Genomic DNA, 26193 nt, shown 5'->3' on the forward strand with positions numbered 1-26193 from the left:
GGCCGCCCGCAAGGCTTCCCCGGGCAAAGGTGACGCGCTACGTTAGATGACAGGCACGTCCCGTCCCGGGGACCTCTTCCTCCATGCCGGCAGCGCCAAGCGTCGCTCGATCAAGCGCACGCTCTTTTCCATCGCTCTGGGCGCCAGCCATCAGGCCACCGGGACAGTATGGCAATGATCAGGCAGGCGAAGAGCCATCGCGCCCACAACACGCCGGTCAGGTCTGCCCCCAGCAGCAGGATCAACAAGGTATCCTCGATGACGCTATGGCAGAGTCCCAGGAAGCAGAGCGCCAGGAAACTGTCGCGTCGGGTCATGCCGCCGGCATCGACATCGCGAATCAGCAGGCCCGCCCCGTAACTCAGCCCCAGCGTGAAACCGATCACGGTGATATTGGCCGCCGACCGGCCAATGCCAAGCACACGCAGCAGGGGCGCCAGAGCGAGATGAATCAACCGCTCGAGCCCCAGATGCCGTAGCACCGCCAGCAGCACCATCAGGCCGAGGATGATCGGGTAGATCATCGAGAGGGTGCGCAACTGCGCCATGCCCCAGGCCAAGGCTCCCTCAGGTAGCGGCGCCGGACGCCAGGCGATCTCGGCGGTTTCCTGAAGTAGCCCGCCCATGGCATAGACCCAGTGCAGAATGCCACCCAGCATCAGGGCACCTCCCAGGCGCAGCACCATGGTGACCCACCAGGGCACGCCGGCACGCTTGGCCACAGCGCCCTCGACGGGCAGGGAGTGACCTACCAGCATCAGAGCGCCGAGCACCGTGACCTGTGCCACGCTCAGCGACATGTCGCCGGCGACCTCGAAGAACACCACGAGCCCCGTGAAGATATTGGTCAGGAGAGTCGCCGCCCACACCACGCCCATGGCGTCGGGCAACCCCAGCCAACCCATCAGCGGGGACAACATCTCGCCGAGCCACTCGATGGCACCGAGCCACTCCAGGCCCTTGACGACCAGCAATGCCGGTATCAGTACCTTGAGCAGGGTCACATAGACGAAAAACGCATCACGCAAGAGCTGCCAGCCGACACTGGCACAACGACGGACATACATGACGGGCTCCATGCCAGAATGAACAGGGACCATCCTAGCCCGCAGCGTGCAGAATCTTCTTTTAAATACGGCATTTACGACATATATTATGTCGAATTATCTCTTGTTTTTCGCATATTATGTCATTGGATAATCTCGATCGCCGCATTCTCGACCGCCTGCAACGCGATGCCGACCTCACCAACCAGACACTGGCCGACGAGGTGGGACTCTCGCCCTCGGCCTGCCTGAAACGCGTCAAGCGATTGCGGGAAAGCGGCATCATAGAGCGCCAGGTCGCGCTTTTGAGCCCCGAGGCCATGAAGCCCTGCCTGCACATGGTGGTGGAAGTCACGATGGAACGGGACCACAAGCCTCTCTACCAGCGCTTCCTTCAGCGAGCCATCGCTGCCCCGGAGGTCAAGCAGTGCTACCAGGTCACCGGGGAGTGCGACTTCGTGCTGATCGTCGTGGTCCCCGACATGGATGCCTACGATCGCTTCTGCGACAGCGTCCTCTATGCCGACGACAACATGCGCAAGTTCCGCACCCTTCTCTCTCGCAAGCGCAACAAGTTCGACACTGCCGCCCTGATTGCCGACTGACCCCATTCGATCGGTACCAGGCCGCCAGCATGTCAACTCTTAAAAAAATATGGGTTTACATGTAGAGTGCAAAGCACATTCGCATGGCTGCCCGGAGACCCGATGAGCGCTTCCCCCCGGAATCCCACTTCCACCAGGAATCCCTCCCCCGTCTGGCATCCCTATGCCCATCTCAAGAGCCAGTCCCCCGCCCCCAAGGTGGTCGGCGGCGAGGGGCCGCGCTTCACCCTGGAAAGCGGCGAGTCGTTGCTGGATGCCACCTGCTCCTGGTGGTGCATGATCCATGGCTATCGCCATCCCCGACTGGTGCGCGCCATCCAGCAACAGGCCGATGAACTGTGCCACGTGATGCTAGGCGGGCTGACCCATGAACCCGCCGATCGGCTGGCACGGGAACTGGTGCGCATTACCCCGGAAGGGCTCAACCACGTCTTCTATTCGGACAGTGGCTCGGTGGGCATGGAGGTCGCCATGAAGATGGCCGTGCAGTACCAGTACCTGCGCGGCCAGCCCGACAAGCATCGCATGCTGTCCCTGATGAAGGCCTACCATGGTGACACCGCTGGCTGCATGGCGGTCTGCGACCCCGAGGAAGGCATGCACTCGCTGTTCGCTGGCTTTCTGCCGAAGCATCACTTCGCGCCGGCGCCCACCGCCTCGTTCGATGCCGAGGAGGATGCCGTGCAGGCGGATCTCGACGCCCTGCGCGCGGTGCTGGAAGCGCATCATCACGAGATCGCCGCTCTGCTCATGGAGCCGCTGCTGCAGGCGGCCGGCGGTCTCAACATGACCTCGCCTGCCTACCTGCGCGGGGCCCGTCGGCTCTGCGACGAATTCGATGTCCTGTTGATCCTCGACGAGGTCGCCACCGGCTTCGGCCGCACGGGACGCATGTTCGCCGCCGAGCACGCCGATATCACGCCGGACATCATGGTACTTTCCAAAGGGCTGACCGGCGGCTATCTCGGCCACGCCGCCACCTTGGCCACCGACCGCGTGCACGACACCTTCATCGGCGACAGCGAGCTGCATGCCTTCATGCATGGCCCGACCTTCATGGGCAATCCCCTGGCCTGCCGGGTCGCCCTGGAGAGTCTGGCGGTCTTCGAGGAAGACGACTACCTGGGGCATATCGCGACCCTCAATGACATACTGCGCACGGAACTGCTGGACGACGCGGCGCTACGCGCCCATCCAGCCGTGGCCGATGTTCGCGTGCTGGGCGCCACGGCGGCGATCGAGGTTCACGACGCCGACTCGCTCGAGGGCGCGGCGGACTTCGCCAGGCAGCAGGGTGTCTGGCTGCGTTCCTTCGGCCGCTGGCTGTACACCATGCCCGCCTACATCACCTCCCCCGAGGAAATGCGCCAGATCACCGGCGCGATGAAAGGCTGGTTTCGGTAGCATGGCGAGACATTCACCGAACGCGGCACCACCATGGCCACACTCAGCAAGACCCAGTCGAGCTTCTATCGTCGCCTCTATGTAGCCCACCTGGTCGCCGCCGGTACCGACAGCGTACCGGCGATCATCGCCGCCACGGGCATGCCCCGACGCACCGCCCAGGACACCTTGTCGGCACTGGCCGAACTGGACATCCATTGCCAGTTCGAGCCTGTCCCCGGCGAGCGTCACAACATCGGCCACTACGTGATTCGCGACTGGGGGCCCATCGACCCCGACTGGGTCGCCCGCCATGCCGAACGCCTGCGCGAGGCGCTCGGCTACCCGCCGGCCTGAACATCAGTGCGATGCGCTCTGGCACTCAATTCGTACGACTGAACAACAGCCGAAGACCGAACCCTAGCATCACCATGCCGAGCACCCGGTCGACCCAATGGCCGATGCGCAGGAAACGGCGCTTGACCGCCGGCCAGGAAAGCAGCAACGCCACGCTCGAGAACCAACCGAACTGCAGCAGCATCATCCACAGACCGAGGGCGGCCAACTGCAGTGGCGGCATGTCGGGCGTGAGCACCAGGCTGAACACCGAAAGGAAATAGAGCGGCGCCTTGGGATTGATGGCATTGCACAGAAAGCCCATCGACACCAGCTTCCACGCGGGTCGCCGCAGCACCTCCCCCGGCGCCTCGGATGTCGAAGAAGCCGCCCGACTGCGCAACCCCTTGATGCCGAGATAGATCAGATAGGCCGCTGCCAGATACTTGATGACCCACAGCAAGCCACTGGACTGGCTCATCAATGACGCCATGCCAATGGACGAATAGACGATATGCACCGACAACCCCAGCGCAATGCCCAGACTGCACAGGAGTCCGGCGCGTCGGCCGTGCACCAGGGACTGCTGGGAGACCATCACGAAATCCGGTCCCGGCGAGGCGGCGGCCAGTAGATGAACCACTGTCACGGTGAGAAAGGCCTGGAGGAGTTCCATCACGCAACGCTCCTGAAAGGTGAACGAGAAAGCAGGGGAATCCCTCTTCCGATACTAGCGTCCCGCCCATTGGCTGTCTGCCTCGGCACCGGCGCGTTCAGCCCCCTTCTGTTAGGCTGAAACCCACATCTCGACGACGAGGAACCAGCCAGCATGCCCCTGACACCTTCCCGGATGACCGAACTGCAAAGCCCCTTGCCCACCTTTCGGCTGCCCGATGCGGAAGGTCGCCTGGTAGGCAGCGAGGGCTATCCCAACCAGCCACTGCTGGTCATCTTCATGTGCAACCACTGCCCCTTCGTGAAGCACCTGGCCGACGCCCTTGCCGACTTCGCCCGTGAGTACCAGGCACGGGGCCTGGCGGTGGTCGGTATCAACAGCAACGACTTCCAGGCCCATCCCGAGGATCGTCCCGAACGCATGGTGGAGGAAGCCCGCGCACGCGGCTATACCTTTCCCTATCTGGTCGACGAGACCCAGGACGTGGCACGGGCCTTCGATGCGGCATGCACCCCGGACTTCTTCCTGTTCGATCGCCGACACAGGCTCGCCTATCGCGGCCAGTTCGATGACAGCCGTCCGAGCCACGATACACCGGTGACCGGACGCGACCTCCGCGAGGCCACCGATGCCGTACTGGCCGACCAGGCGCCCAGCGAGACACAGAAGCCTTCCATGGGCTGCAATATCAAGTGGAAGTGACCCGAATGCCATGACCGCCGACACGTCCGCCCCGCTCACCCTGCGCCCGGCCACACCGGACGATGTGCCACGACTGCGTCACTGGGATACCCAGCCCCATGTCGTGGCGGCCTCGCCCAACGATGACTGGGGCTGGGAGACGGAGCTGCTGCGTACGCCGCCCTGGCGGGAACAGTTGATCGCCGAGCTCGGCGGCCGCCCCATCGGCTTTCTCCAGATCATCGACCCCGCGCAGGAAGACAGCCACTACTGGGGGGCGGTATCGGCCGGACTGCGCGCCATCGATATCTGGATCGGCGAGACGCAAGATCTCGGCAAAGGATACGGCCGTCGCATGATGCGCCAGGCACTGGAGCGCTGTTTCGCCGCCGAGGATGTCACGGCCGTGTTGATCGACCCGCTCGCCGCGAATCGTCGCGCCCAGCGCTTCTACGAGCGCCTGGGCTTTCGTTTCCTGGAACAGCGGCGCTTCGGCGACGACGACTGCTTCGTTTACCGGCTCTCGCGCCGCCAATGGCTCGCAAGCCCCGCCAGACACGCATCAGACCATGCCCCGTACCATCAGGAGGAAACGTCCATGAACGCCCATCTCTACTTCGAGATCCAGGCCGAGATGCCCGATCGTGCCCGCCACTTCTATAGCGAGCTCTTCGGCTGGACATTCACCCGAGTCGAAGGGTTACCAGTGGCATACTGGCGTATCGACGCCAAAGGCATGCAAGGCGGCCTGCTGCAACGCCCCGCCGCCACGCCACCGGATGGATGCGGCACCAATGCTTTCACCTGCTCCTTCGAGGTCGACGACATCCATGCCAGTACCGAGCGCATTGCCGCCCTCGGCGGCCGGGTCGCTCTGCCGGTCTTCGCCGTTCCCGACACCTGCTGGCAAGGGTACTTCCTCGACCCCGAGGGCAATACCTTCGGGCTCTTCCAGGTCGACGAACAGGCCCGGTAGTCCGAGGAACGGCCCCTCGTCGCCATCTCACGCTCGACACAGCCACGGTCTCGGGCCACTTCGCGCAGGCCTCGTCACAACAACGCCGCCACCCGCCCGAGCTCATGCTGGCTGAAGACCTTCACGCCATGCCGCGTCAGCAGCGCCGAGGTCACGCCCATACCAGCTACCGTATGCCCCGCGAAATCACCATCATAGATACGCTGGCTGCCACAGGAGGGACTGGCCTCGGTGAGGATGGAATAACGAATTCGATGGCGCTGACAGAGCGCCAATGCCAGCTCGGCGCCATGCAGAAAGGCCGGCGTGACATCCTCGCGATCACGGGTGATGACGCGAGCGCTACCCTCGAGAACATCATGACCGTCTCCCGCCTGGATCTCGGCCGGCGCACGAGGCGTGGCGAGCCCGGCCTGCACCTCGGGGCATACCGTGACCAGCCGTCCTTGCTCGCGCCAGCACGCCAGGAGGTCGCTCTCCTGTGTCTTGGCACGACCATCATAGCGAACCGGCTGGCCCAACAGGCACGCACTGATCAGGATTTTCTCCACTGGTCCCCCGAACTTTTCATCCTCCAGCTTTTTCATACCCAGCTTGCGATGTCTTGGTCACGCTGGACATAGCGCTCGCCATAATCCCTCGGGAGTACCGACCCAGCGCTCCTCGCCCAAGGTGACTCCTCCCAACTCAAAGGACGTCCTGGACCCTGAATCGCACTCGAAACCCAGCGAACGATAGAACCGCAACGCTCGCTGATTGGCGGTCAGCACCCATAGGCTAATGCGAGTGGATGCCCCCTGACGTATTTCTGCCAAGGCATGCTGCCAAAGTCGCCGACCGACCCCGCGAGACCAATAAGCCGGATCCAGATAGAAGCTATACACCTCGATCTGGCATGGCACGGCTTCGGTGTCGCGACAGGAGCCCCAGGCGCAGAAGCCGATCACCCGTCCGTCACTCTCGGCCACCATCACCCGAGTCTCGTCATGCTTCAACCTGGCCTGCCACTGGCGCTGTCGTTGCGCGACAGACAAGCGCTCCAGATAATCCCGCGATAGCATATCGCGATAGGCTACCTGCCATGACCGGACATGCACATGGGCGATGCCGGCGGCATCCTCCGATCTCGCCCGTCGCATGACGATAGATGCCTCCTCGGTCACGCCCTCACCTCGCCTCCCATTCAGGCGCCAGCATGCCATATACCCGGTGCGTCACGGGTTGCTCGCCGAGCCACTCGCACTCTCGCAAGCGCCCTTCCTCGGTGAACCCCAGTCGCTCGGCCACGGCACAGCTCTTCGCGTTGTGCTCGCCGCAATGCAACTCGATGCGATGCAGCCGCAGCTCGCCAAAGCCGAGTTCCAGCAACTCGCGTACGCAAGCCGTCACGATGCCGTGGCCGGTGGCGTCATGAGCCAACCAATAGCCCAGCGCCGCCGAGCGCCGACGCGCCACGATTCGATTGAATCCGCAGGCACCCACCAGATCGCCGCGCCACAGAATGGCGAAATGCATGGCAGTACCTGCCTGCCACTCCTGCATCGCCGAGTCGATGAAGGCGCGGCTATCGTCGACCGATCGGGTGGCCTCCACCCAGGGCAGCCACTTGCGCAGCATGGGCCGGTTGGCATCGACGGCGTCGAAAAGCGCCGAGGCATGATGGCGGTCCAGTGGCACCATGGTGAGCTCGTCGGAGACCTCGCGAGATCGTGACAGCGTGACAGTCATGAGGCGTTTCTTCCTTGAATCGCTCGAACGTATTGCCTGGAAGCCCCATCATGCCACTTTTGTGACACGATCTGCGATTCCTCGGTACCTCCTGGCGCCTCTCTTCCGTCGTCACGATCCTGTCGCCATGAAACCGGGATATTTGTTAGAGTGCTATCTATCATCCTTCATGGTACATGGTGGAACCTCAGGAGGCTTCCATGCAGATTGATCTGACCGGCAAGACGGCCATCGTCACTGGCTCCACCGGCGGCATCGGCTTCGCCATCGCCAAGGGTCTGGCCGAAAGCGGGGCCACGGTGGTAGTGAATGGGCGCAAGCAGTACGCCGTCAACGATGCCCTGGACCGCCTGCGCCAGCAGGTGCTGAATGCCGATGCGCGCGGCGTGGCCGCCGACCTCGGCGGTGCCGATGGCTGCGAGGCCATGCTCACCGCCGAGCCCGAGGCCGATATCCTGGTCAACAACGTCGGCATCTTCGGCCCTCAGGACTTCTTCGACACGCCGGACGATGAATGGCAGCGGTTCTTCGATGTCAATGTCATGTCCGGCGTGCGCCTGTCGCGGGCCTATGCCGGCGGCATGGTCGAACGGGGCTGGGGGCGCATCCTCTTTCTGTCGTCGGAATCGGCGCTTAACATTCCCGAGGACATGATCCACTACGGCGTGACCAAGACCGCCTATCTGTCGCTGTCTCGAGGCCTGGCCAAGCGTCTGGCCGGCACCGGCGTCACGGTCAACGCGATACTGCCGGGGCCGACGCTCTCCGAGGGCGTCCAGGAGATGCTTGCCGAGCAGCAAAAGGAAAGCGGCAAGTCGATGGAAGACACTGCACGGGACTTCGTGATGGCCCAACGACCCAGCTCGATCATCCAGCGGGCCGCCAGCGTCGAGGAAGTGGCCAACATGGTGGTCTACGCCGCCTCGCCCCAGGCCTCGGCCACCAGCGGCGCCGCCCTGCGGGTGGACGGCGGTGTGGTGGACAGCATCGCCTGAGGCCTGTCGCAAGGCGTCGCTATCCGGCCGACGAGAGGCCGGTCGGGTAGCGTGCGCGGCGGCGAGTCAGTCCGTACGCCAGGGATCGTAGCTGCCGAAATTCCATAGGTGCCCTTCGAGGTCCCGACAGCTGTACAAGCGACCGCCATAGGGCTGGTCCTCGGGCGGCATCAGTACTGTCGCGCCCATCGCTGCGGCCTGACGATGGTGAGCATCGACATCGTCGACGATGACATAGGGGCTCTGCGTCACTGGCGCCTCTCGTGCCGGCATCGGCACCTGCCAGCGGTCGAATTCTCCTTCCCGCGCCGATCCCAGCATGACCATGCCGTTACCGAGGGTCAGTTGGGCGTGGGCGATGCCGCCGGCATCGTCTTCCACGACCCGATGCCGCTCGAAGCCGAACGCCTCGCACAACCAGTCGATCGCCTCGGCAGCATGGCGATAGCGCAAGGTCGGCATAATGGTGGCTCGAATGTGGTTCGTCATTTCAGCCTCCCCCCAGTCGAGGTTCGCCAGTCTGTTTACCCGCATCAAGCACAAGATATCACCTCACCTTGCCGGTCGCCCGGTAACCGCCGAAATCGGCACCGCCCCGCCAGGACATAAAAAAGCGGCGGGCAAGGCCCGCCGCAACACCGATCAGAGCGCCTGATCAGAGAGAGCCACAAGGATCAGATTTCGAACCCGCGACCGAAGTCGTCGGGGGACAGTGTCATCAGCGACTCGCCGCCAGCCTGGACCATCTGGGCATGAGCGCGAGTGCGTGGCAGCAGCCGTTCATAGTAGAAGCGCGCGGTATTGATCTTGGCGCGGTAGAAGGCGGCATCATCGGTTCCGGCTTCCAGTGCCGCCTGAGCGTGCTTCACGGCACAGGCAAACAGATAGGCAAGCGTCACGTAGCCGGCATACATCAGATAATCGACGCTGGCTGCCCCCACCTCCTCGCGCTCATTCATGGCCTTCATGCCCACGCTCATGGTCAATTCGCCCCACTCGGTATTGAGCTTGGCCAGCGGGCGCACGAACTCGGCCATGGCGGGATTGCCTTCCTCGGCCTGACAGAACTTGTGAATTTCCTTGGTGAAGACCTTGAGCGTCTCGCCCTGGCTCATCAGCACCTTGCGACCCAGCAGATCGAGCGCCTGAATACCGGTAGTGCCCTCGTAGAGGCGGGTGATACGCGCATCGCGTACCAGTTGTTCCATGCCCCATTCCTGAATGAAGCCGTGCCCACCGAACACCTGGACCCCCTCGTTGGTCGCTTCGAACCCGACCTCGGTGAGAAAGGCCTTGACGATGGGCGTCAGCAGGCCAAGCAGGGTCTCGGCCTGCTCGCGTCGGTCGGCATCGTCGCTACGTTCCACCAGATCGACCATCTGCGCGGTGTAGAGCACCAGCATGCGACCGCCCTCGGCGAAGGCCTTCTGGGTCAACAGCATACGGCGAACGTCCGGATGCACGATGATCGGGTCGGCCGGCTTGTCCTCGGCCTTGGCGCCGGACAGTGCACGCATCTGCAGGCGCTCTCGCGCATAAGCCAGGGCATTCTGGAAGCTGGCTTCGGTGAGCCCGAGTCCCTGAATGCCCACGCCGATACGGGCAGCGTTCATCATGGTGAACATGCAGGCCAGCCCCTTGTGGGGCTTGCCGACCAGAAAGCCTTGAGCACCATCGAAGTTCATCACGCAGGTGGCATTGCCATGAATACCCATCTTGTGCTCGAGGGAGCCGCAGCTCACGCCGTTCCGCTCACCGGGGTTGCCATCGGCATCCGGCATGAACTTCGGTACCACGAACAGCGAGATCCCCTTGGAACCCGCCGGCGCGTCCGGCAACTTGGCCAGTACCAGGTGAACGATGTTCTCGGCCAGGTCGTGATCGCCGGCGGAAATGAAGATCTTGGTGCCACTGATCGTATAGCTGTCGTCATCATTGGGCACCGCCCGGGTCTTGATCAGCCCCAGATCGGTCCCGCAGTGCGGCTCGGTCAGACACATGGTGCCGGTCCAGACGCCCTCGACCAGCTTGGTCAGGTAGGTGTCCTTCTGCGCTTCGGTACCATGGTGGCGCAGGGCATCGGCAGCTCCATGAGACAACCCCGGATACATGCCCCAGGCCAGGTTGGTGGCACAGATCATCTCCGAGAGCACCATGGCAAGCGACGGCGGCAACCCTTGCCCACCCTGTTCCGGGTCAGCAGCCAGACCCGGCCAGCCACCCTCCACATAACGGTGGTACGCCTCCTTGAACCCCTTCGGCGTCTTGACCTCGCCGCCCTCGAGCAGACAGCCTTCCAGGTCGCCGCTCTGGTTCAACGGCAGCAGTTCCTCTCGCGCGAAGCGTGCGCCCTCCTCGAGGATCGCCCCCACTACATCGGGCGTTGCCTCCTCGCCACCGGGCAGCCCCGCGTAATGGGTCGGATAATCGAGCATCTCGTCCATGACGAAGCGCAGATCACGCAAGGGGGCCTGATAGTCGGGCATTGTCTCTCTCCTCGAACGTGGACGCAGGAGGCGGCCCATCCATCACTGGCAAACCGCCTTTCAAACATTTGTTTGAAATTACGCTCGCCACGCATGACAGTCAAGCGTTCGTTCAAGACGGAAAACGGAAGGCAGAAGCTGGAAGACAGCATGAGTTCCGACAGCATGGGGTCATGGTTTTTTCTTCCAGCGATCGCTTACGACTTATCGCTCCCGGCGAGGCCGGGTCATTGCATCCTGATTCCGCCGTCCAGGCGAATCACTTCGCCGTTGAGCATCGGGTTGGTGACGATCTGCTCGGCCAGGCGGGCATATTCATCAGGCTTGCCGAGCCGCTTGGGGAAAGGAACGGAGGCGGACAAGGCCGCCACGGCGTCTTCCGGGATGTCGCTCATCATCGGTGTCTCGAACACACCGGGGGCGATGGCCATGACGCGAATGCCGTGCCGCGAAAGTTCACGGGCCGCCGGCAGGCTCATGCCGACCACGCCGGCCTTGGAGGCACTGTAGGCGCACTGGCCCACCTGACCGTCGAAGGCGGCGACCGAGGCCGTGTTGATGATCACCCCTCGTTCTCCGTCCTCGAAAGGGTCATTCTGCGACATCGCCGCCGCGGCCAGACGCATCACGTTGAAGGTGCCTACCAGATTGATCTGCACGGTACGTGCATAGGCCTCGAGATCGGCAGGATTGCCCTCGCGATCCAGGAGCTTGGCCACGCTGACAACCCCGGCGCAATGAATCACACCGGCCAGCCCATGCTTGCCACCCAGTGACACGGCCGCCTCCACGGCGGCTTGCATGTCATCTTCTCGAGTCACGTCCCCGCGTACCGCCAGGGCCGCCTCACCGAGCCGGGCGGCATGCGACTCGACCGTCTCGCTGAGATCGCACAGCACCACCCGGCCGCCGGCAGCGACGATGCGCTCCGCCGTGGCGGCGCCCAGCCCGGATGCGGCACCGGTGATCAGAAAGGCGTTGTCCTTCAATTGCATCGCTACATCTCCATGGTCATTGAGCGGTCGTCTCCGCCTTGTCGGCGGCATCAGCACGCAGTTTGAAGCGCTGGATCTTGCCGCTGGGTGTCTTGGGCAGGGTGTCGACGAATTCGATCACCCTGGGAAAGGCATGGGTCGAAAGGCGCTCGCGCACCTGCTGGCGGATCTCGTCGGCAAGCGTATCGCTGGCCTCGACGCCATCTCGCAGGACCACATAGGACTTGATGATCTCACCGCGAATCGCGTCGGGCTGGCCCACCGCGGCCGACTCCGCCACGGCCGGATGCATGAGAACCGAGTTCTCCACATCGGTGGGCCCAACTCGATAACCGGCGGTAGTGATGATGTCGTCGTCGCGACCGGCGAACTGGAAGCTACCATCCTCATTGCGCTGCACCACGTCACCGGTCAGATAATAGCCCCCCACGAAGGGTTCCTTCTCCTGCCAGGTATAGCCGGGGAAGAAATGTGCCGGAGAACAGGCGATATCGACCGCCAGCACGCCGGGTTTCCCAGGCGGCAGCTCGTTGTACTCGGCATCGAGGATCGCCAGGCGATAGCCAGGCATCGGCACGCCCATGCCACCGACATGCTTGGGATGCGCCAGGGCGTGATGGTTGCAGCAGGTCATGCCGGTCTCGGTCTGGCCATAGTGGTCCATCACCGAACAGCCCAGCGCCGTTTCCACCCAAGTGACCACCTCGGTATTGAGCGGCTCGCCGGCGGAACTGGCACGCCGCAAGGAGAGCCGCTCATGGGCGTCATCGAACAGTCCCGATGCCTTCATCAGGCGGTAGGCGGTGGGCGCGGCGGCGAAATTGGTGATGCCATGACGCTCCATGAAGCTCAGCGCACCCTCGGCACTGAAGCCAGACTCGCAGAAGTGCGTGGCCACACCCAGCAACAGCGGACCGACGATGGCGTAGTAAAGGCCATATGCCCAGCCGGGATCGGCCATGTTCCAGAAACGGTCGCAGTCATCGAGACCGATGGCCAGTTCCATGTAGAGCGCGAAGGCCGGCATGGCGGCGAGCGGCACGGCAACGCCCTTGGGCTTGCCCACGGTGCCGGAGGTGAACATCTGCAGGAAGGGGGCATCCGGCGACTGCCGCGGTGCCGCTGTCTCGATGGGCGAATGCGCCAGGGCCGAGGCCCAATCCAGATCATCGCCATGCTCGGCATCGGGCCCACCCACGACGAGTACCGGCAGGCACCGGTCCAGACCATCGAACTTGGCGCGATTGTCGCTATCGGTGATCACCAGGCGGGTATCGGCACGCTCCAACCGATACGCCACTGAATCGGATCCGAAGGCGGTGAACAGCGGCTGGTAGACCGCGCCGATGCGCCAGCTGGCCAGTATCGCGATCAACAGCTGTGGCGAGCGAGGCAACATGCAGGCGATACGGTCGCCCTCGCCCAGGCCGTGCTCGGTGAGCCAGCCGGCGAGCTTCTCGCTTTCGGCAGCCAGTTCGCCATAGCTCAGCGTCGTGATCCGTCCTCGCGTGTCCTCGTGGACCAGGGCCGTCACTTCGGTGCGCCCTTCTCGCAAGTGGCGCCCGCAACAAGCCTCGAATGCATTCAACCGGCCATCGTAATGGTCGTCGAGCCGGGCGACGACATCGTCGATGGCAAAGGTCTCGAGATAGGCATGATAGTCGGGAAGGGTCGTGGTCATGGGCTTGCCCCCTTGTGATTGTTGTCGGAAACCGCTCGCCATGTTTTCGTTGACGTAAGCGTCAACCTATCAAGCGCTAGGGTCAAGCTAGAGGCTCGGGCTCGGCAGGGCAAGCGCCGAAGACGCAAATGGAGCTAGACCATGGTCGACGCCATGGCCAAACGACAAGCGCCCGTCAGCCGGCAGGATGGGTCAACATGGCGACGAGCTCCCCGGCGAGTTCATCCGGCGTCCGTTCACCATCAGGGTCATACCAGCGCACAGTCCAGTTGAGCGCGCCCATCACGAAACGCGAGACCAGAAAACGATCGCCCCGGATCAGGCCGGCGGCCAGGGCGTCGTCGATCACCTCTTCCCAGAGTGCCTCGTAGGCATCGCGCAGGTGGCTGAGATGGGCTCTCGCCGGCGCGTCCAGACGTCGCCATTCGTACAGCGCCACCACATGGGCGTTGCGGTCGGTGAGCAGCGTCTCCAGGTGAGCCCGGGCCATGGCGTGCAACCTCGAAGCAGGGTTGCTGTCGCAGTCATCGAGGGCTGCCCGTGCGATACCGAGGGCGTTTTCCGTGCCTTCCTCGATCACCGCGGCCAGGATCTCCTGCTTGTCGCGGAAATGGTGGAACAGGCTTCCGGACTTGATGCCCATCTCCTGGGCCAGCATGCGCACCGTGGTACGGTCGAAGCCTTCCTGAACGAAGAGCTGGGCAGCCTGGCGCGTCAGTTCCTTGCGGCGCGGAGAGTCATTCATTACATTCATCGAGATTTACACTAGCGCTTGCTTGGTTGACCCTGAGAAGATCATAGCCCCGCCGACGGGTCAACGCCGTTGACCAACGCGCCCTCACAATCACAACCATCACTGATCGGGAGATACCTCATGAGCCACGCCGACGATATCGTATTCCTCTCCGCGACTCGCACACCCATGGGCGGCATGCTCGGCAGCCTCGCCTCGCTCACTGCCCCGGAGATCGCCGCCACGGCGATCCGCGCCGCCATCGAACGTGCCGGCATCGAGGCCTCCGACATCGACGAGGGCATCCTGGGCTGTGTACTGCCCGCCGGCGTCAAGCAGGGGCCGGCCCGGCAGGCCATGCGTCAGGCCAACATTCCCGACACCATCGGCGCCACCACCATCAACAAACTATGCGGCTCGGGCATGAAAGCCACCATGCTGGCCCATGACCTGATCCGCGCCGGTAGCGGCGAGATCCTGCTGGCCGGCGGCATGGAATCCATGTCCAACGCTCCGCATGTGCTGACCCGGGCGCGCACCGGCTACCGCCTGGGGCACGGCGAATTGAAGGACCACATGTTCCTCGATGGCCTGGAAGACGCCGAGACCGGCCAGTTGATGGGCGGCTTCGCCCAGCAGATCGCCACCGAGCGCGGCTATTCCCGCGAGCGGCTCGATGACTTCGCCATTGCCTCGCTGGAACGCGCCATGCAGGCCACCGAGGCAGGCCACCTGGATGCCGAGATGGCACCTGTCACGGTCAAGGATCGCAAGGGCGAGACTCGGGTCGAGCACGACGAGCAGCCCTTCCAGGCCCGGCTCGACAAGATTCGCGAACTGCGCCCGGCCTTCGCCAAGGACGGCACCATCACTGCCGCCAACTCGAGCTCGATCTCGGATGGTGCCTCGGCGCTGATCCTGGCCAGCCAGGCGGCGGCGGATCGGGCTGGCGCCAATCCCATCGCCCGCATGCTCGGCCACAGCACCCATTCGCGCCATCCAAGCGAGTTCACCATCGCCCCGGTGGGCGCCATCGACAAGCTGATGAACAAGCTCGACTGGGGTGTCGACGACGTGGATCTGTTCGAGATCAACGAAGCCTTCGCCGTGGTCACCCTGATGGCCATGGACGACCTGGGCCTGCCCCATGACAAGGTCAACGTCTTCGGCGGTGCCTGCGCCCAAGGCCACCCCATCGGCTCCACCGGCTCGCGGATCATCGCCACCCTGATCCACGCCCTGCGCACCCGAGGCAGCAAGCGCGGCATCGCCAGCCTGTGCATCGGCGGCGGTGAAGCCACCGCCGTGGCCGTGGAACTGATCGACTAGGGCGCTTCGCCCATTGCCCCTTGCTAATGGCGAGGGGCGGCCAGGCGCTCCAGCCGCAACCGCTGGCGATCGTCGAACAATCGCCGACTCCCTGCTGCCACCGCCACCAGGGTGCCGAATCCGGTGCCCAGGGTCAGGGTGAACATCACCAGGATCTGATACTTGACCGCCAGTGCCGGCGGGCTGCCGGCCAGTATCTGGCCGGTCATCATGCCCGGCAGGCTGACCACGCCGGCAGCGGCCATGGCATTGATGGTGGGCATCAGGCCGCTGCGCATCGCTTCGCGGCGGATATCGCCGACCGCCTCCTGCCAGCGCTGCCCGAGCATCAGGCGATTCTCGATCACCGCCCGCTGGCGCCAGGCCGTGTCGGTCAGACGGTCCAGCGCCAAAGCCACGCCGGTCATGGTATTGCCCAGCATCATGCCCAACAGCGGGATGGCGTATTGAGGCCGATACCAGGGATCCGGCCCGATGACCACGGTCAGGGTCAGCACGGCCACGCTGAACGAGGACACGAACATCGCCAGCGTGCCGATGCCGAACGCCCAGCCGCCTACCAGGCGACGCGTCTGGCGTGCCATCACCTCGCGCCCGGCAATCAGCAACATGCCGAATGCCATCAGCGCCACCCAGTGCAATGCCGATGCCGCGAACAACGCCTCCAGCACCAGGCCCACCAAGGACAACTGAATCACAGTGCGCGCCGCGGCGAACAGCAGGCTTCTGGCCATGCCCAGTCGCGCGACGACCGTGCACCCTGCCAGCGCCACCACCAGCAGTGCCGCCAGGGCCAATTGCCACCAGCTGAGCACGATCACGTCCATGCGCTCATCTCCTCCTCTTCCACCAGTTGCCCATCGCGGAGGCACCAGTGACGATCCGCCACCCGAGCGATCTGGCCCGTGTCGTGGGCCACCCAGAGCGTCGGCCAGCCTCGAGCGCGAATGCGCTCGACCAGCCAGGCTTCCACGCGTCGGATCGTGACTCCGTCGAGATTGGCGGTGGGTTCGTCAAGCAGCAATGCCCGGGGCCCGCGGGCGACTGCCCGCAATAGCGCCAGACGCTGCCTCTCCCCGGAAGAAAGCCGCGCCACCTGCCAATCAAGCACGTCCGGAGTAAAGCCCAACATCTCCAGATCGGCCGGGGCGACCGTCGGCAGATGATCGCCAACATGATCGGCCCACCAATGACTCTCCGCCGGCACCAGCATCACCTGGGCCCGCCATTCATGGGCCGGGATCATCGACTGCGCCCGTTCACCCAGCCATGCCTCCCCTGCGTGAGGCTCGAGGTCCGCCAGGGCACGCAACAGCCGGCTCTTTCCCGAACCGCTGGCCCCCGAAAGGCAAAGAATCTCGCCGGGCGCGAGGTTCAGGTCGACGTTGCTTAGTTCACCTACGGCGAAGCGCTCGAGGCTCAGCGAATGAGGGCACACAAGTGATGGCTCCTGAACGGGGTCAACGAAAGTCGGCAATAGCATTCGCCTATCAAGAAAGCACGATAATGCCTCACTATCCGCTTCTCTGGACAGCACCACCGGAAAGCTGAACACCCTTTCGGGTCTCGATGACAGTAACTCCCGACTCTTCGCGAATCACGCTTCAGGGTCACCTAACCTTCATCGGCACGACATCTCCTCGACCCATCGTTGTCACGACCTCTGACCAAGCTATCGCCCGAGTTCCCATTTCCCGACACAGGTGATGACCCGTGCACAGCTTTCCCCGTTTCCTGATCGCTGGCGGCATGGCCGCCACCGCCCTGGCCGCCGGCCTCTCCCAGGCTCAGGCCGACTTCCAGCTCAGCGAGCGTTTCACCGACGCCGACGGTGACCTGGTCGCCGACATCCCCGACGACGAGTCCCAGTGGCTCGACCCGGACACCCTGGTGTTTGCCTATACACCGGTCGAGGATCCCGCCGTCTATGCCGACGTGTGGGCCGGCTTTCTGGAGCACATGGAAGAGGTAACCGGCAAGGAAGTGCAATTCTTCCCGGTACAATCCAACGCCGCCCAGATCGAGGTGATGCGTGCCGGACGCCTGCACGTGGCTGGCTTCAATACTGGCTCCAATCCCCTGGCAGTGGCCTGTGCCGGCTTTCGCCCCTTCGCCATGATGGCCGCCGAGGATGGCTCTTTCGGATACGAAATGGAGATCATCACCTACCCGGATTCCGGCATCGACGAGGTGGAGGACATTCGCGGCAAGACCCTGACGCACACGTCCGAAACGTCCAACTCGGGCTTCAAGGCTCCTACCGCCCTGATGGCCTCGGAGTTCGGCATGACCTCCGGCGAAGACTATGAGGTCGATTTCTCCGGCAAGCACGACAACTCCGTGCTCGGTGTGGCCAACGAGGACTACGAGGTCGCCACCGTTGCCAATTCGGTGAAGAACCGCATGATCGACCGCGGCGTCATCGATGCCGATCAGCTCGAGGTGATCTACCAGTCCGACACCTTCCCCACCACCGGCTATGGCACCGTCTACAACCTGGCTCCCGAGCTGCAGGACGATATCAAGGAAGCCTTCTTCAGCTTCGATTGGGAAGGCAGTCAGCTTGCCGAAGAGTTCGGCCGCAATGGCGAGGAACAATTCATTCCCATCAGCTTCCAGGATCACTGGGCCGTCATCCGTCAGATCGACGAAGCCAACGGTGTCGAGTACAACTGTGACTGAGTCGGCCGTCCATCAGGAAGCAGGCGGCAAGTCGCCTGCTTCCTCGTCGCATGCTGAAAGGTGACAAGTGCTGACCCTCGATCACTTATCCAAGACGTACGGCGCCGGCTCCTCGGGCGACAAGGCATTGCACGAGGTGACCTTCCAGGTGCCGCAAGGCCAGGTGCTGGGGCTGATCGGCCCTTCCGGCGCCGGCAAATCCACCCTGATCCGCTGCATCAATCGGCTGGTGGAACCCAGCGCCGGGACCATCCGGTTGGGCAAGACGAACCTGGCCGGGCTGCGCGGCCGGGAGCTGCGCCGGGCTCGCCGGCGCATCGGCATGATCTTCCAGGAATACGCTCTCGTGGAGCGCCTCACCGTGATGGAGAACGTGCTCTCCGGGCGACTGGGCTATGTCCCCTTCTGGCGTAGCTTTACCCGACGCTTCCCGGGCCACGACATCGAGAACGCCTACCGCCTGCTCGATCGGGTGGGCCTGCTCGACCACGCCGACAAGCGCGCCGATGCCCTCTCCGGCGGTCAACGACAACGTGTGGGCATCGCACGTGCCCTGGCGCAGGAGCCGGAGCTTTTGCTGGTGGATGAACCCACGGCAAGCCTTGATCCACGGACCAGCCGACAGATCATGCGCCTGATCACCGAGATCTGTGCAGAACGTGACCTGCCGGCCATCGTCAATATCCATGATGTCCCCCTGGCCCAGCAGTTCATGCATCGTATCGTCGGGCTGCGCAGCGGCGAGATGGTCTTCGATGGTGCGCCTCAGAAACTCGACGACACCATGCTCACCGAGATCTACGGCGCCGAGGACTGGACCCTCATGCGCCAGGAACACGAAGACGACGAAGTCGCCGAACGGGCTGGTCGACTGCCACTCGCGGAGAGCGTGGGATGAAGCAGGCTCGGCACTATCCACGTCACTGGCGACGCCCGCCGCAGATCATCACTGGCCGTCGCTGGCGAGTCCTCCTGCCGCTGGCGATCCTGGCCTATCTGACATTGGCCATCAGCTCGCTGGAAGTCGACACGGCACGCCTGATCGATGGCCTGGAACGCGGAGCCCGCTTCGCCCATGGCTTCTTGCAGCCGGACTTCAGCAGCCGCTGGAGCGATATCCGTCAGGGGCTGATCGAGAGCCTGACTATGACGCTCACCGCCACCGTGGTGGGCATTCTGATCTCGGTGCCCATTGGCATCGGTGCGGCACGCAACCTGGTGGCACGCCCGGTCTATCTGGTGTGCCGCTCGATCATCGCGGTGAGCCGTTCGCTGCAGGAGATCATCATCGCCATTTTTCTGGTGGCCATGTTCGGCTTCGGGCCTTTCGCCGGCTTCATCACCCTGGCCTTCGCCTCCATCGGTTTTCTGGCCAAGCTGCTCGCCGACGACATCGAGGAAATCGACGCCAGTCAGGCCGAGGCCATACGCGCCACCGGCGCCAGCTGGTGGCAACTGGTCCACTACGCCATCCAGCCCCAGGTGATGCCACGCCTGCTCGGCCTGTCGCTCTATCGGCTGGACATCAACTTCCGCGAAAGCGCGGTGATCGGGATCGTCGGTGCCGGCGGCATCGGCGCCACACTCAATACCGCTATCGACCGTTACGAGTACGACAGTGCCGGGGCCATCCTGCTGATCGTCATCGCCATCGTCATGCTGGCGGAATACGCATCCAGCCATCTGAGGAAAACCCTGCAATGAGCAAGCTCGACGTCAAGCCCGGCGAGCCCTCCCACTACTCGCAAGCCTGGACGTTCCGCACGCCTCGGGCCCGCCTGGCCCTGTGGCTCGGATGGCTGGCACTGGTGGCGTTGTTCGTGTGGTGCTGGCAACTGATGAACGAAGACACCATGTGGCTGTTCGTCGCCGATGCGCCGCGCCAGGCCGCCGACATCGGCAGCCGCTTGTTTCCGCCGGCGCTGGGCTACATGCCGGAGTTGCTGGCGCCCCTGTGGGATACACTCAACATCGCCACCCTCGGCACCTTGGGTGGCGTCATTCTGGCGGTACCGGTAGCGTTTCTGGCGGCGCGCAACACCACGCCTTCGGCCGCGCTGGTCCGCCCCGTGGCACTGCTGGTGATCGTGACCTCGCGCTCGATCAACTCGCTGATCTGGGCCTTGCTGCTGGTCGCGATCATCGGTCCGGGACTGCTGGCCGGCATCGTCGCCATCGCCCTGCGTTCCATCGGTTTCGTCGGCAAGCTGTTGTACGAGGCCATCGAGGAGACCGATGCGCGCCAGATCGAGGCCATGGTCGCCACCGGCGCTCGATCCGCCCAGGTGATCCATTACGGCATCGTGCCCCAGGTACTGCCCGCCTTCTGGGGCATTTCAGTGTTTCGCTGGGACATCAACATTCGCGAAAGCACCATCCTCGGCCTGGTCGGCGCCGGGGGAATCGGCATGAAACTGCAGTCCTCCATCGACACCCTGGCCTGGTCCCAGGTCGCCACCATCCTGCTCGTCATACTGGCTACCGTGGTGGTCAGCGAAGCGATCTCGGCACGCATGCGGCGCGCCTTGATCTAGGCCCTGTCGCGGAGGTCGAGGAATAGGCACCCGGCGCTAGCCACGGCAAGCTCGATGGATCGTCAGCACAGGGCCACGCGACGCTCGGAGCGGTCGCCCAGGTGAGCGAGACGCGCCCGGAGCGTTTCGAGGCGCGTGATCTCGCCTTCCGCCCCGGCCATCAGGATAGCCGATGTCCAGTCGGGAAGGTCGGGAGCGATGCCGTAGTAGACCCATTGGCCGTCACGCCGACCCACCAGCAGCCCACACTGACGCAGCTGGGCGAGATGGCGCGACACCTTGGGCTGCGACTCGTCCAGCGCATGGGTCAATTCGCAGACGCATAACTCCCCTTCCTGCCGAATGAGCAGCGTCAGCATCAGACGAGTCTCGTCGGCCAGGCACTTGAAGACGCGCAAGGGTGTCATATGGCTCAAGGTCGTGGCCTCCTCGTGTGTGAATGCTCGTGCGAGCGGCTCTGCTTCGGCACAACTCAAGCCGTGTGCCTCTGGCCTGGCAACGCCAGGGCCATCAGCGCGCTGGCCGCCACCAGCGCCGCCGACCCCCACAGGCAGACGGAAAGGCCATGCACCTGATACAGCCAGCCTGACAGGACCGTTCCCGCAAGCCGGCCCATGGCGTTGGCCATGTAGTAGAAGCCCACGTCCATGGAGACGCCATCGGCGCGAGCGAAGTGGACGATCAAATAGCTGTGCCAACTGGAATTGATGGCAAACAGCACGCCGAAGGCCAGCAGTCCCGCCACCAGCCAGCCCACCTCGGCCAGCGGCAGCATCGCCAGCAGTGCCGGCAGGCCGGCCAGCATCAAGGCCCAGAACACCGTGACGGTACGTGGGCCGCCCTGCACCAGACCGGTCAGCCGCGGAGCCTGGGTCTGCACGCCGCCATAGCCGATCACCCAGATCGCCAGCAGGCCGCCTACCGTCCAGTAACTCCAGCCATGCTGGTCATACAGAAAGACCGGCAGCGCCACCACGAACCACACATCGCGAGCGGCAAACAGGCAGCACCTGGCCGCCGAGAGTACATTGATGGCCCGCGACTTGGCGAACACCTCGGTGAATTTCGGCTTGCGCTTGCCGCGGCCCAGGTCGGCCTTGAGCCTGAGCAACGACAACCCCAGCACGACGACCAGCATCACCGCCATGGCGATGACGGCCCCGCGAAAGCCGATCCAGGTCAGCAGTGCCCCACCCAGGAAGAAACCGGCTCCCTTGAGGGCGTTTTTGGAACCGGTGAGAATCGCCACCCAGCGATAGAGAGCGCTGCCAGCATTGGCACTATCCTTCGGCGCCAGCACCTTGACCGCGCTCTTGGCGCTCATCTTGTTGAGATCCTTGGCGATCCCCGAGAGCGCCTGGGCGGCCATCACCCATGGCACGCTCAAGGCGGCGGACGGCACCATCAGCATGCCCAGCGCCACGATCTGCAGGCCAAGCCCGAGATTCATGGTGCGATTGAGCCCCAGGCGCGCCCCCAGCCAGCCTCCCACCAGGTTGGTGACCACGCCGAAGGCCTCGTAGAAGAGAAACAGCAGGGCCACTTCCAGCGGAGAATACCCCAACTGGTGAAAGTGCAGCACCACCAGCATGCGCAGGGCCCCATCGGTCAGGGTGAAGGCCCAGTAGTTGCCGGTGATCAGCAGATATTGTCGAATCTCGAAGGGCAGCGTCCTGAAACGCGCAACAAGCGACTCAGCCACAGCTCACCTTCCGTGTCAGCTCGGCCGTGCGATTGGCATAGCCCCACTCGTTGTCGTACCAGGCGTAGAGCTTGAGCTGGGTCCCGTTCACCACCATGGTCGATGGCGCGTCAATGATCGAGCTACGTGGGTCGGTACGATAATCGATGGAGACCAGAGGGCGTTCTTCATAGCCCAAGATACCGGCCAGCGGGCCTTTCGCCGCCTGTTCCAGGGCGGTGTTAACCTCCTCCACCGTGACCTCGTGCTCCAGCTCGAAGACCATGTCGGTCAGCGAGGCGTTCGCCAGCGGCACGCGCACGGCGTGGCCGTTCAGCTTGCCCTCGAGTTCCGGGAAGATTGCAGTGATCGCCTTGGCCGAGCCGGTCGTGGTGGGAATCAGGCTCATGCCGCAGGCCCGGGCCCGCCGCAGGTCCTTGTGAGGAGCATCGAGGATGGTCTGGGTATTGGTGATGTCATGCACCGTGGTCATCGAACCGTGGCGAATGCCGAAGGTCTCCTGGATCACCTTGACCACCGGCGCCAGGCAGTTGGTGGTGCAGCTCGCGGCGGTGACGATGCGATGCACCTCAGGATCATAACGGTCTTCGTTCACCCCCATCACCACATTGAGTACATCGTCATCCTTGAGCGGCGCGCTCACGACGACGCGCGCCACGCCCTGCTCGAAATACGGCGCCAATTGCATGCTTTTCTTGGCAGTACCGGAGGCCTCGATCACCACGTCACAGGTCGACCAGTCGCTTGCCCCATAGTCTCGCCCGCCGCTGAAGGCGATACGCCGACCGTCCACCAGCAGGACATCATCCTCGGCCCGAATGCCACATCCCGGCGCCCAGTGGCCATGCACCGAGTCGAATTCCAGCAGATGCGCGAAGGTCGCGGCATCGCCACCCGGATCGTTGATACGGACGATCTCGACCTGCCCAGCCTCGATTTGGGGCCAGAGGCTACGCAGAGTCAGTCGGCCGATACGGCCGAAGCCGTTGATACCGATGCGTCGTGTCATGAAGGAGTGTCTCCTCCGTCGTCGTGTGCCTTGAGCTGCTGCCATAGCAAGAGGCGCTGGCGGATCTCCTGCAATGCCTGTTCGTAAGCATCGGGACGCTCGATGAAGCGGGGGTCGCGGATATCCCAGTAGAGCTGTTCATCGCGGCTACCCTGCCAATCGCGACACGCCTGCTTCGCCTTGTCGCAGAGCACGATCACCGTGTCGAAGTGCTGACCGGCGAAGTCATCCAGCGATTTGCTGGCCAGCCCCGAGCTGTCGATGCCCTGCTTGCGCAATGCCGCCAGGGCCAACTCATGGGGTCTATCCGGGTCGGTACCGGCACTGAAGACCTCGAAACGATCGCCGGCCATGTGCCTCAGCAAGGCTTCGCCCATCAGCGAGCGGGCGGAATTGGCGTTGCACAGGAAAAGAACGCGCGGTTTGGCCATGTCGGGGGCTCCAAAGCATATATGGAATTCCATATATACAATGCCGGGATGTCAAATCCATGACGGCCGGACACGACAACGGGGAGACGATGTCTCGCCTCCCCGTTTCCGATGCCCGTCAGCGAGAGATCAGCCGTAACGCCCGGTGATGTAATCCTCGGCCTTCTTGGTGGCCGGATTGGCGAACATCGTCTTGGTGTCGTTGTACTCGACGATCTCGCCCAAGTGGAAAAACGCCGTGTAGTCGGCGACTCGGGCGGCCTGCTGCATGTTGTGAGTCACGGTGATGATGGTGAACTGCTGCTTCAGCTTGTCCATCAGATCCTCGATGGTCGCCGTGGAAATCGGGTCCAGGGCAGACGTCGGTTCGTCCATCAGGATCACATCGGGGCGCACGGCGATGGCCCGGGCGATGCACAGGCGCTGCTGCTGACCGCCGGACAGCGAGGTGCCGGGCTCCTGCAGCTTGTCCTTGACCTCTTCCCACAGACCGGCATCACGCAGGGCCCGCTCGACCAGTTCGTCGGAATCGGCCTTGCGGCTCACCAGATCGTGCATGCGTGGCGCATAGGCGACGTTTTCATAGATCGACTTGGGGAAGGGGTTGGGCTTCTGGAAGACCATACCCACCCGGCGACGCAACGCCACCTCATCCATCTTGGCATCGTTGACGTCGCGGCCATCCATCTCGACCAGTCCCTGGATACGCACGCTAGGAATCAGGTCGTTCATGCGATTGAGACAGCGCAGGAACGTCGACTTGCCGCAACCGGAAGGCCCGATCAGCGCCGTGATATTCTTCTGATAGATATCGATGTCGATATCACTGAGAGCCTGGTTCTTGCCGTACCAGAGATTGAGATCGCGCACACGGATGCTCAGCTCGTGGTTGGCGTCCTCGTTTCGTGTCACCGGCTCTCCGGCGGTATGACCGGTCATAGATATCGTACTCCGCTGGGCAACTTGCATGTTCATCATTGCATTACCTGTATTAGGCCGCGGGATTACCAGCGACGTTCGAATTTCTTGCGCAGCACCACGGCAGTCGCATTCATGAAGATCAACACCGCCAGCAACACCAGAATGCCGCCGGATGTCTTCTCGATGAAGGCTCGTTCCGGTTCGCCGGCCCAGGTAAAGATCTGTGCAGGCAGTACAGTGGCGGCCTCGGTAAAGGAGCCCGTGATATCCGGGATGAAAGCCACCATGCCGACGATGATCAGCGGCGCCGTCTCGCCCATTGCCTGGGCCAGCCCGATGATCGAGCCGGTCATGATCCCCGGAAAGGCAACCGGCAGCACATGGTCCTTGACCATCTGCCAGCGCGAACAGCCTACGCCGAAGGCGGCATGACGAATGGAGTCCGGCACGCTGCGCAACGCCGAACGTGTCGAGATGATGATCACCGGCAGGGTCATCAGTGCCAACGTCAAGCCACCCACCAAGGGTGACGAACGCGGTACACCGAAAAAGCCGATGAAGATGGCCAGGCCGAGCAGACCGAACAGAATCGAAGGAATCGCTGCCAGATTGTTGATATTGATCTCGATCAGTCGGGTAAAGCGATTGTCCGGCGCAAACTCTTCCAGATAGACCGCCGTCATCACGCCGATGGGAAAGGCCACCGCCAGCGTCACCAGCAACGTCATCACCGTACCGAACGCCGCCGCGGCAATACCGGCGAACTCGGCCATCTTGGAGTCGCCCTTGGCGAAGAAGGTCGTGTTGAACTTGAGTTCCGCGCGACCCTGGGATGCAAGGCGATCCACTGTCGACTGCTCGTCGGCCCCGAGATTGGTGTGATGCCCCTTGAGGTACTGATCCACCGCGCTGTCGGCCAGCACCCACTCGGTGCGCGTCGTCCCCTGCAGTTCCGGGTTGTCCTTCATGCGCTGAGGTATCAGGCGCAGGTAGCCACGGCTGACCAGCGGGCGAATCTCCTCACTGAGTGCCGCCAGCGGAATCTCGCTGGCCTGCTCGCTGTAATCGACTTCCACTTGGATCTGCGCCTGCTGAAAAGCCGGCAGTCCCTTGACCAGCATGTCGGCAAAGAACAGGACCAGAAACATGCCAGCCAGCCCCAAGGCACCCATGGACATCCATTTCAAGCGTGCCGACTTGCGGTGACGGCTCTTGAGCTGGGCACTGATCTCATCGAAAGATTGGTTCATCGGTCACGACTCCC

At 63.4% G+C, this 26193-nt stretch carries 29 protein-coding genes; 11 read left to right on the forward strand and 18 right to left on the reverse strand.

The window, feature by feature from the left end; translation table 11 throughout:
• Positions 1–110: 110 nt before the first annotated feature.
• Complete coding sequence (locus A9O65_RS06605) at positions 111–1067, reverse strand: nucleoside recognition domain-containing protein (protein WP_064698680.1); 957 nt, start codon at positions 1065–1067, stop codon at positions 111–113.
• Positions 1068–1186: 119 nt separating this feature from the next.
• Between A9O65_RS06605 and A9O65_RS06610 the strand changes: the two genes are divergently transcribed.
• The 3 genes from A9O65_RS06610 to A9O65_RS06620 all read left to right on the forward strand — a co-directional run bounded on the left by A9O65_RS06610 (position 1187) and on the right by A9O65_RS06620 (position 3391).
• Complete coding sequence (locus tag A9O65_RS06610) at positions 1187–1651, forward strand: Lrp/AsnC family transcriptional regulator (protein WP_064698681.1); 465 nt, start codon at positions 1187–1189, stop codon at positions 1649–1651.
• A 102-nt stretch (positions 1652–1753) separates the two neighbouring features.
• The gene (bioA, locus tag A9O65_RS06615; RefSeq protein WP_064701714.1) at positions 1754–3055 is read left to right on the forward strand and encodes an adenosylmethionine--8-amino-7-oxononanoate transaminase; all 1302 of its coding nucleotides are present in this window, start codon (positions 1754–1756) and stop codon (positions 3053–3055) included.
• A 33-nt stretch (positions 3056–3088) separates the two neighbouring features.
• Positions 3089–3391 carry a winged helix-turn-helix domain-containing protein gene (locus A9O65_RS06620; protein WP_064701715.1) on the forward strand — a complete coding sequence of 101 codons (303 nt, stop codon included), beginning with the start codon at positions 3089–3091 and terminating at the stop codon, positions 3389–3391.
• A gap of 25 nt (positions 3392–3416) precedes the next feature.
• Here the strand turns inward: A9O65_RS06620 and A9O65_RS06625 are convergent, their stop codons facing one another.
• Positions 3417–4046, reverse strand: coding sequence for a LysE family translocator (locus A9O65_RS06625; RefSeq protein WP_064701716.1), 630 nt, complete (start codon positions 4044–4046; stop codon positions 3417–3419).
• Between the two features lie 153 nt (positions 4047–4199).
• Between A9O65_RS06625 and A9O65_RS06630 the strand changes: the two genes are divergently transcribed.
• Positions 4200–4748, forward strand: a complete 549-nt coding sequence (locus A9O65_RS06630; protein ID WP_064701717.1) for a thioredoxin family protein — start codon at positions 4200–4202, stop codon at positions 4746–4748.
• A 10-nt stretch (positions 4749–4758) separates the two neighbouring features.
• Positions 4759–5703 carry a GNAT family N-acetyltransferase gene (locus A9O65_RS17475; RefSeq protein ID WP_244534489.1) on the forward strand — a complete coding sequence of 315 codons (945 nt, stop codon included), beginning with the start codon at positions 4759–4761 and terminating at the stop codon, positions 5701–5703.
• Between the two features lie 74 nt (positions 5704–5777).
• On the opposite strand, the gene A9O65_RS06640 is transcribed toward A9O65_RS17475, so the two are convergent.
• Genes A9O65_RS06640 through A9O65_RS06650 form a run of 3 tightly spaced genes read right to left on the reverse strand, consistent with a single transcriptional unit; the run spans position 5778 to position 7431 of the window.
• The gene (locus A9O65_RS06640) at positions 5778–6254 is read right to left on the reverse strand and encodes a 2-thiouracil desulfurase family protein (protein WP_064701788.1); all 477 of its coding nucleotides are present in this window, start codon (positions 6252–6254) and stop codon (positions 5778–5780) included.
• Between the two features lie 57 nt (positions 6255–6311).
• Positions 6312–6842, reverse strand: coding sequence for a GNAT family N-acetyltransferase (locus tag A9O65_RS06645; protein WP_064701718.1), 531 nt, complete (start codon positions 6840–6842; stop codon positions 6312–6314).
• 28 nt (positions 6843–6870) lie between these two features.
• Complete coding sequence (locus A9O65_RS06650; protein WP_082920131.1) at positions 6871–7431, reverse strand: GNAT family N-acetyltransferase; 561 nt, start codon at positions 7429–7431, stop codon at positions 6871–6873.
• A gap of 200 nt (positions 7432–7631) precedes the next feature.
• On the opposite strand from A9O65_RS06650, the gene A9O65_RS06655 reads away from it, so the two are divergent.
• Positions 7632–8426 (forward strand): SDR family NAD(P)-dependent oxidoreductase, encoded by a 795-nt coding sequence (locus A9O65_RS06655; RefSeq protein WP_064701719.1) that lies wholly within the window; start codon positions 7632–7634, stop codon positions 8424–8426.
• 66 nt (positions 8427–8492) lie between these two features.
• Here A9O65_RS06655 and A9O65_RS06660 read toward each other — a convergent pair whose 3' ends face one another.
• The 5 genes from A9O65_RS06660 to A9O65_RS06680 all read right to left on the reverse strand — a co-directional run bounded on the left by A9O65_RS06660 (position 8493) and on the right by A9O65_RS06680 (position 14333).
• Positions 8493–8915, reverse strand: coding sequence for a VOC family protein (locus A9O65_RS06660; RefSeq protein ID WP_064698688.1), 423 nt, complete (start codon positions 8913–8915; stop codon positions 8493–8495).
• A 185-nt stretch (positions 8916–9100) separates the two neighbouring features.
• Positions 9101–10912 (reverse strand): acyl-CoA dehydrogenase C-terminal domain-containing protein, encoded by a 1812-nt coding sequence (locus tag A9O65_RS06665; RefSeq protein ID WP_064701720.1) that lies wholly within the window; start codon positions 10910–10912, stop codon positions 9101–9103.
• A 227-nt stretch (positions 10913–11139) separates the two neighbouring features.
• Complete coding sequence (locus A9O65_RS06670; RefSeq protein WP_064701721.1) at positions 11140–11907, reverse strand: SDR family NAD(P)-dependent oxidoreductase; 768 nt, start codon at positions 11905–11907, stop codon at positions 11140–11142.
• Between the two features lie 16 nt (positions 11908–11923).
• Positions 11924–13588 (reverse strand): AMP-binding protein, encoded by a 1665-nt coding sequence (locus tag A9O65_RS06675; RefSeq protein WP_064701722.1) that lies wholly within the window; start codon positions 13586–13588, stop codon positions 11924–11926.
• A gap of 175 nt (positions 13589–13763) precedes the next feature.
• Positions 13764–14333, reverse strand: coding sequence for a TetR/AcrR family transcriptional regulator (locus tag A9O65_RS06680; protein ID WP_064701723.1), 570 nt, complete (start codon positions 14331–14333; stop codon positions 13764–13766).
• 129 nt (positions 14334–14462) lie between these two features.
• Between A9O65_RS06680 and A9O65_RS06685 the strand changes: the two genes are divergently transcribed.
• Positions 14463–15650 (forward strand): acetyl-CoA C-acyltransferase, encoded by a 1188-nt coding sequence (locus A9O65_RS06685; protein WP_064701724.1) that lies wholly within the window; start codon positions 14463–14465, stop codon positions 15648–15650.
• Positions 15651–15673: 23 nt separating this feature from the next.
• On the opposite strand, the gene A9O65_RS06690 is transcribed toward A9O65_RS06685, so the two are convergent.
• Together A9O65_RS06690 and A9O65_RS06695 are read right to left on the reverse strand one after the other, a co-directional pair.
• Entirely contained in the window at positions 15674–16477 is an 804-nt protein-coding gene (locus tag A9O65_RS06690; protein WP_064698694.1) for an ABC transporter permease, read from the reverse strand.
• Positions 16468–17088, reverse strand: a complete 621-nt coding sequence (locus A9O65_RS06695) for an ABC transporter ATP-binding protein (RefSeq protein ID WP_139180662.1) — start codon at positions 17086–17088, stop codon at positions 16468–16470. The genes A9O65_RS06690 and A9O65_RS06695 overlap by 10 nt, the downstream gene beginning before the upstream one ends.
• A gap of 311 nt (positions 17089–17399) precedes the next feature.
• Here A9O65_RS06695 and phnD point away from each other — a divergent pair, with 311 nt between their 5' ends.
• From phnD to phnE (A9O65_RS06715), 4 genes are all read left to right on the forward strand, one after another.
• Positions 17400–18332 (forward strand): phosphate/phosphite/phosphonate ABC transporter substrate-binding protein, encoded by a 933-nt coding sequence (phnD, locus tag A9O65_RS06700; protein ID WP_064701790.1) that lies wholly within the window; start codon positions 17400–17402, stop codon positions 18330–18332.
• A gap of 67 nt (positions 18333–18399) precedes the next feature.
• Positions 18400–19230: a phosphonate ABC transporter ATP-binding protein gene (phnC, locus tag A9O65_RS06705; protein ID WP_064698696.1), complete on the forward strand. Its 831-nt coding sequence runs from the start codon at positions 18400–18402 to the stop codon at positions 19228–19230.
• The gene (gene phnE / locus A9O65_RS06710) at positions 19227–20036 is read left to right on the forward strand and encodes a phosphonate ABC transporter, permease protein PhnE (protein WP_064698697.1); all 810 of its coding nucleotides are present in this window, start codon (positions 19227–19229) and stop codon (positions 20034–20036) included. Before phnC ends, phnE (A9O65_RS06710) begins: the two co-directional genes overlap by 4 nt.
• Positions 20033–20866 carry a phosphonate ABC transporter, permease protein PhnE gene (gene phnE, locus A9O65_RS06715; protein WP_064698698.1) on the forward strand — a complete coding sequence of 278 codons (834 nt, stop codon included), beginning with the start codon at positions 20033–20035 and terminating at the stop codon, positions 20864–20866. Before phnE (A9O65_RS06710) ends, phnE (A9O65_RS06715) begins: the two co-directional genes overlap by 4 nt.
• A gap of 62 nt (positions 20867–20928) precedes the next feature.
• Here phnE (A9O65_RS06715) and A9O65_RS06720 read toward each other — a convergent pair whose 3' ends face one another.
• The 6 genes from A9O65_RS06720 to pstA form a co-directional block, all read right to left on the reverse strand.
• Entirely contained in the window at positions 20929–21273 is a 345-nt protein-coding gene (locus A9O65_RS06720) for a metalloregulator ArsR/SmtB family transcription factor (protein WP_064701726.1), read from the reverse strand.
• A 65-nt stretch (positions 21274–21338) separates the two neighbouring features.
• A complete protein-coding gene (gene arsJ, locus A9O65_RS06725) occupies positions 21339–22568 on the reverse strand; it encodes an organoarsenical effux MFS transporter ArsJ (RefSeq protein WP_064698700.1) in 1230 nt (409 codons plus the stop codon).
• Positions 22561–23577: an ArsJ-associated glyceraldehyde-3-phosphate dehydrogenase gene (locus A9O65_RS06730; RefSeq protein WP_064698701.1), complete on the reverse strand. Its 1017-nt coding sequence runs from the start codon at positions 23575–23577 to the stop codon at positions 22561–22563. Before A9O65_RS06730 ends, arsJ begins: the two co-directional genes overlap by 8 nt.
• Entirely contained in the window at positions 23574–24008 is a 435-nt protein-coding gene (locus tag A9O65_RS06735; protein WP_064698702.1) for an arsenate reductase ArsC, read from the reverse strand. The genes A9O65_RS06730 and A9O65_RS06735 overlap by 4 nt, the downstream gene beginning before the upstream one ends.
• A gap of 129 nt (positions 24009–24137) precedes the next feature.
• A complete protein-coding gene (pstB, locus tag A9O65_RS06740) occupies positions 24138–24947 on the reverse strand; it encodes a phosphate ABC transporter ATP-binding protein PstB (RefSeq protein ID WP_425292859.1) in 810 nt (269 codons plus the stop codon).
• Between the two features lie 65 nt (positions 24948–25012).
• Positions 25013–26179: a phosphate ABC transporter permease PstA gene (gene pstA / locus A9O65_RS06745; protein ID WP_064701727.1), complete on the reverse strand. Its 1167-nt coding sequence runs from the start codon at positions 26177–26179 to the stop codon at positions 25013–25015.
• Positions 26180–26193: the final 14 nt, after the last annotated feature.

Source organism: Halomonas caseinilytica, from assembly GCF_001662305.1.
Taxonomy (GTDB): domain Bacteria; phylum Pseudomonadota; class Gammaproteobacteria; order Pseudomonadales; family Halomonadaceae; genus Halomonas; species Halomonas caseinilytica.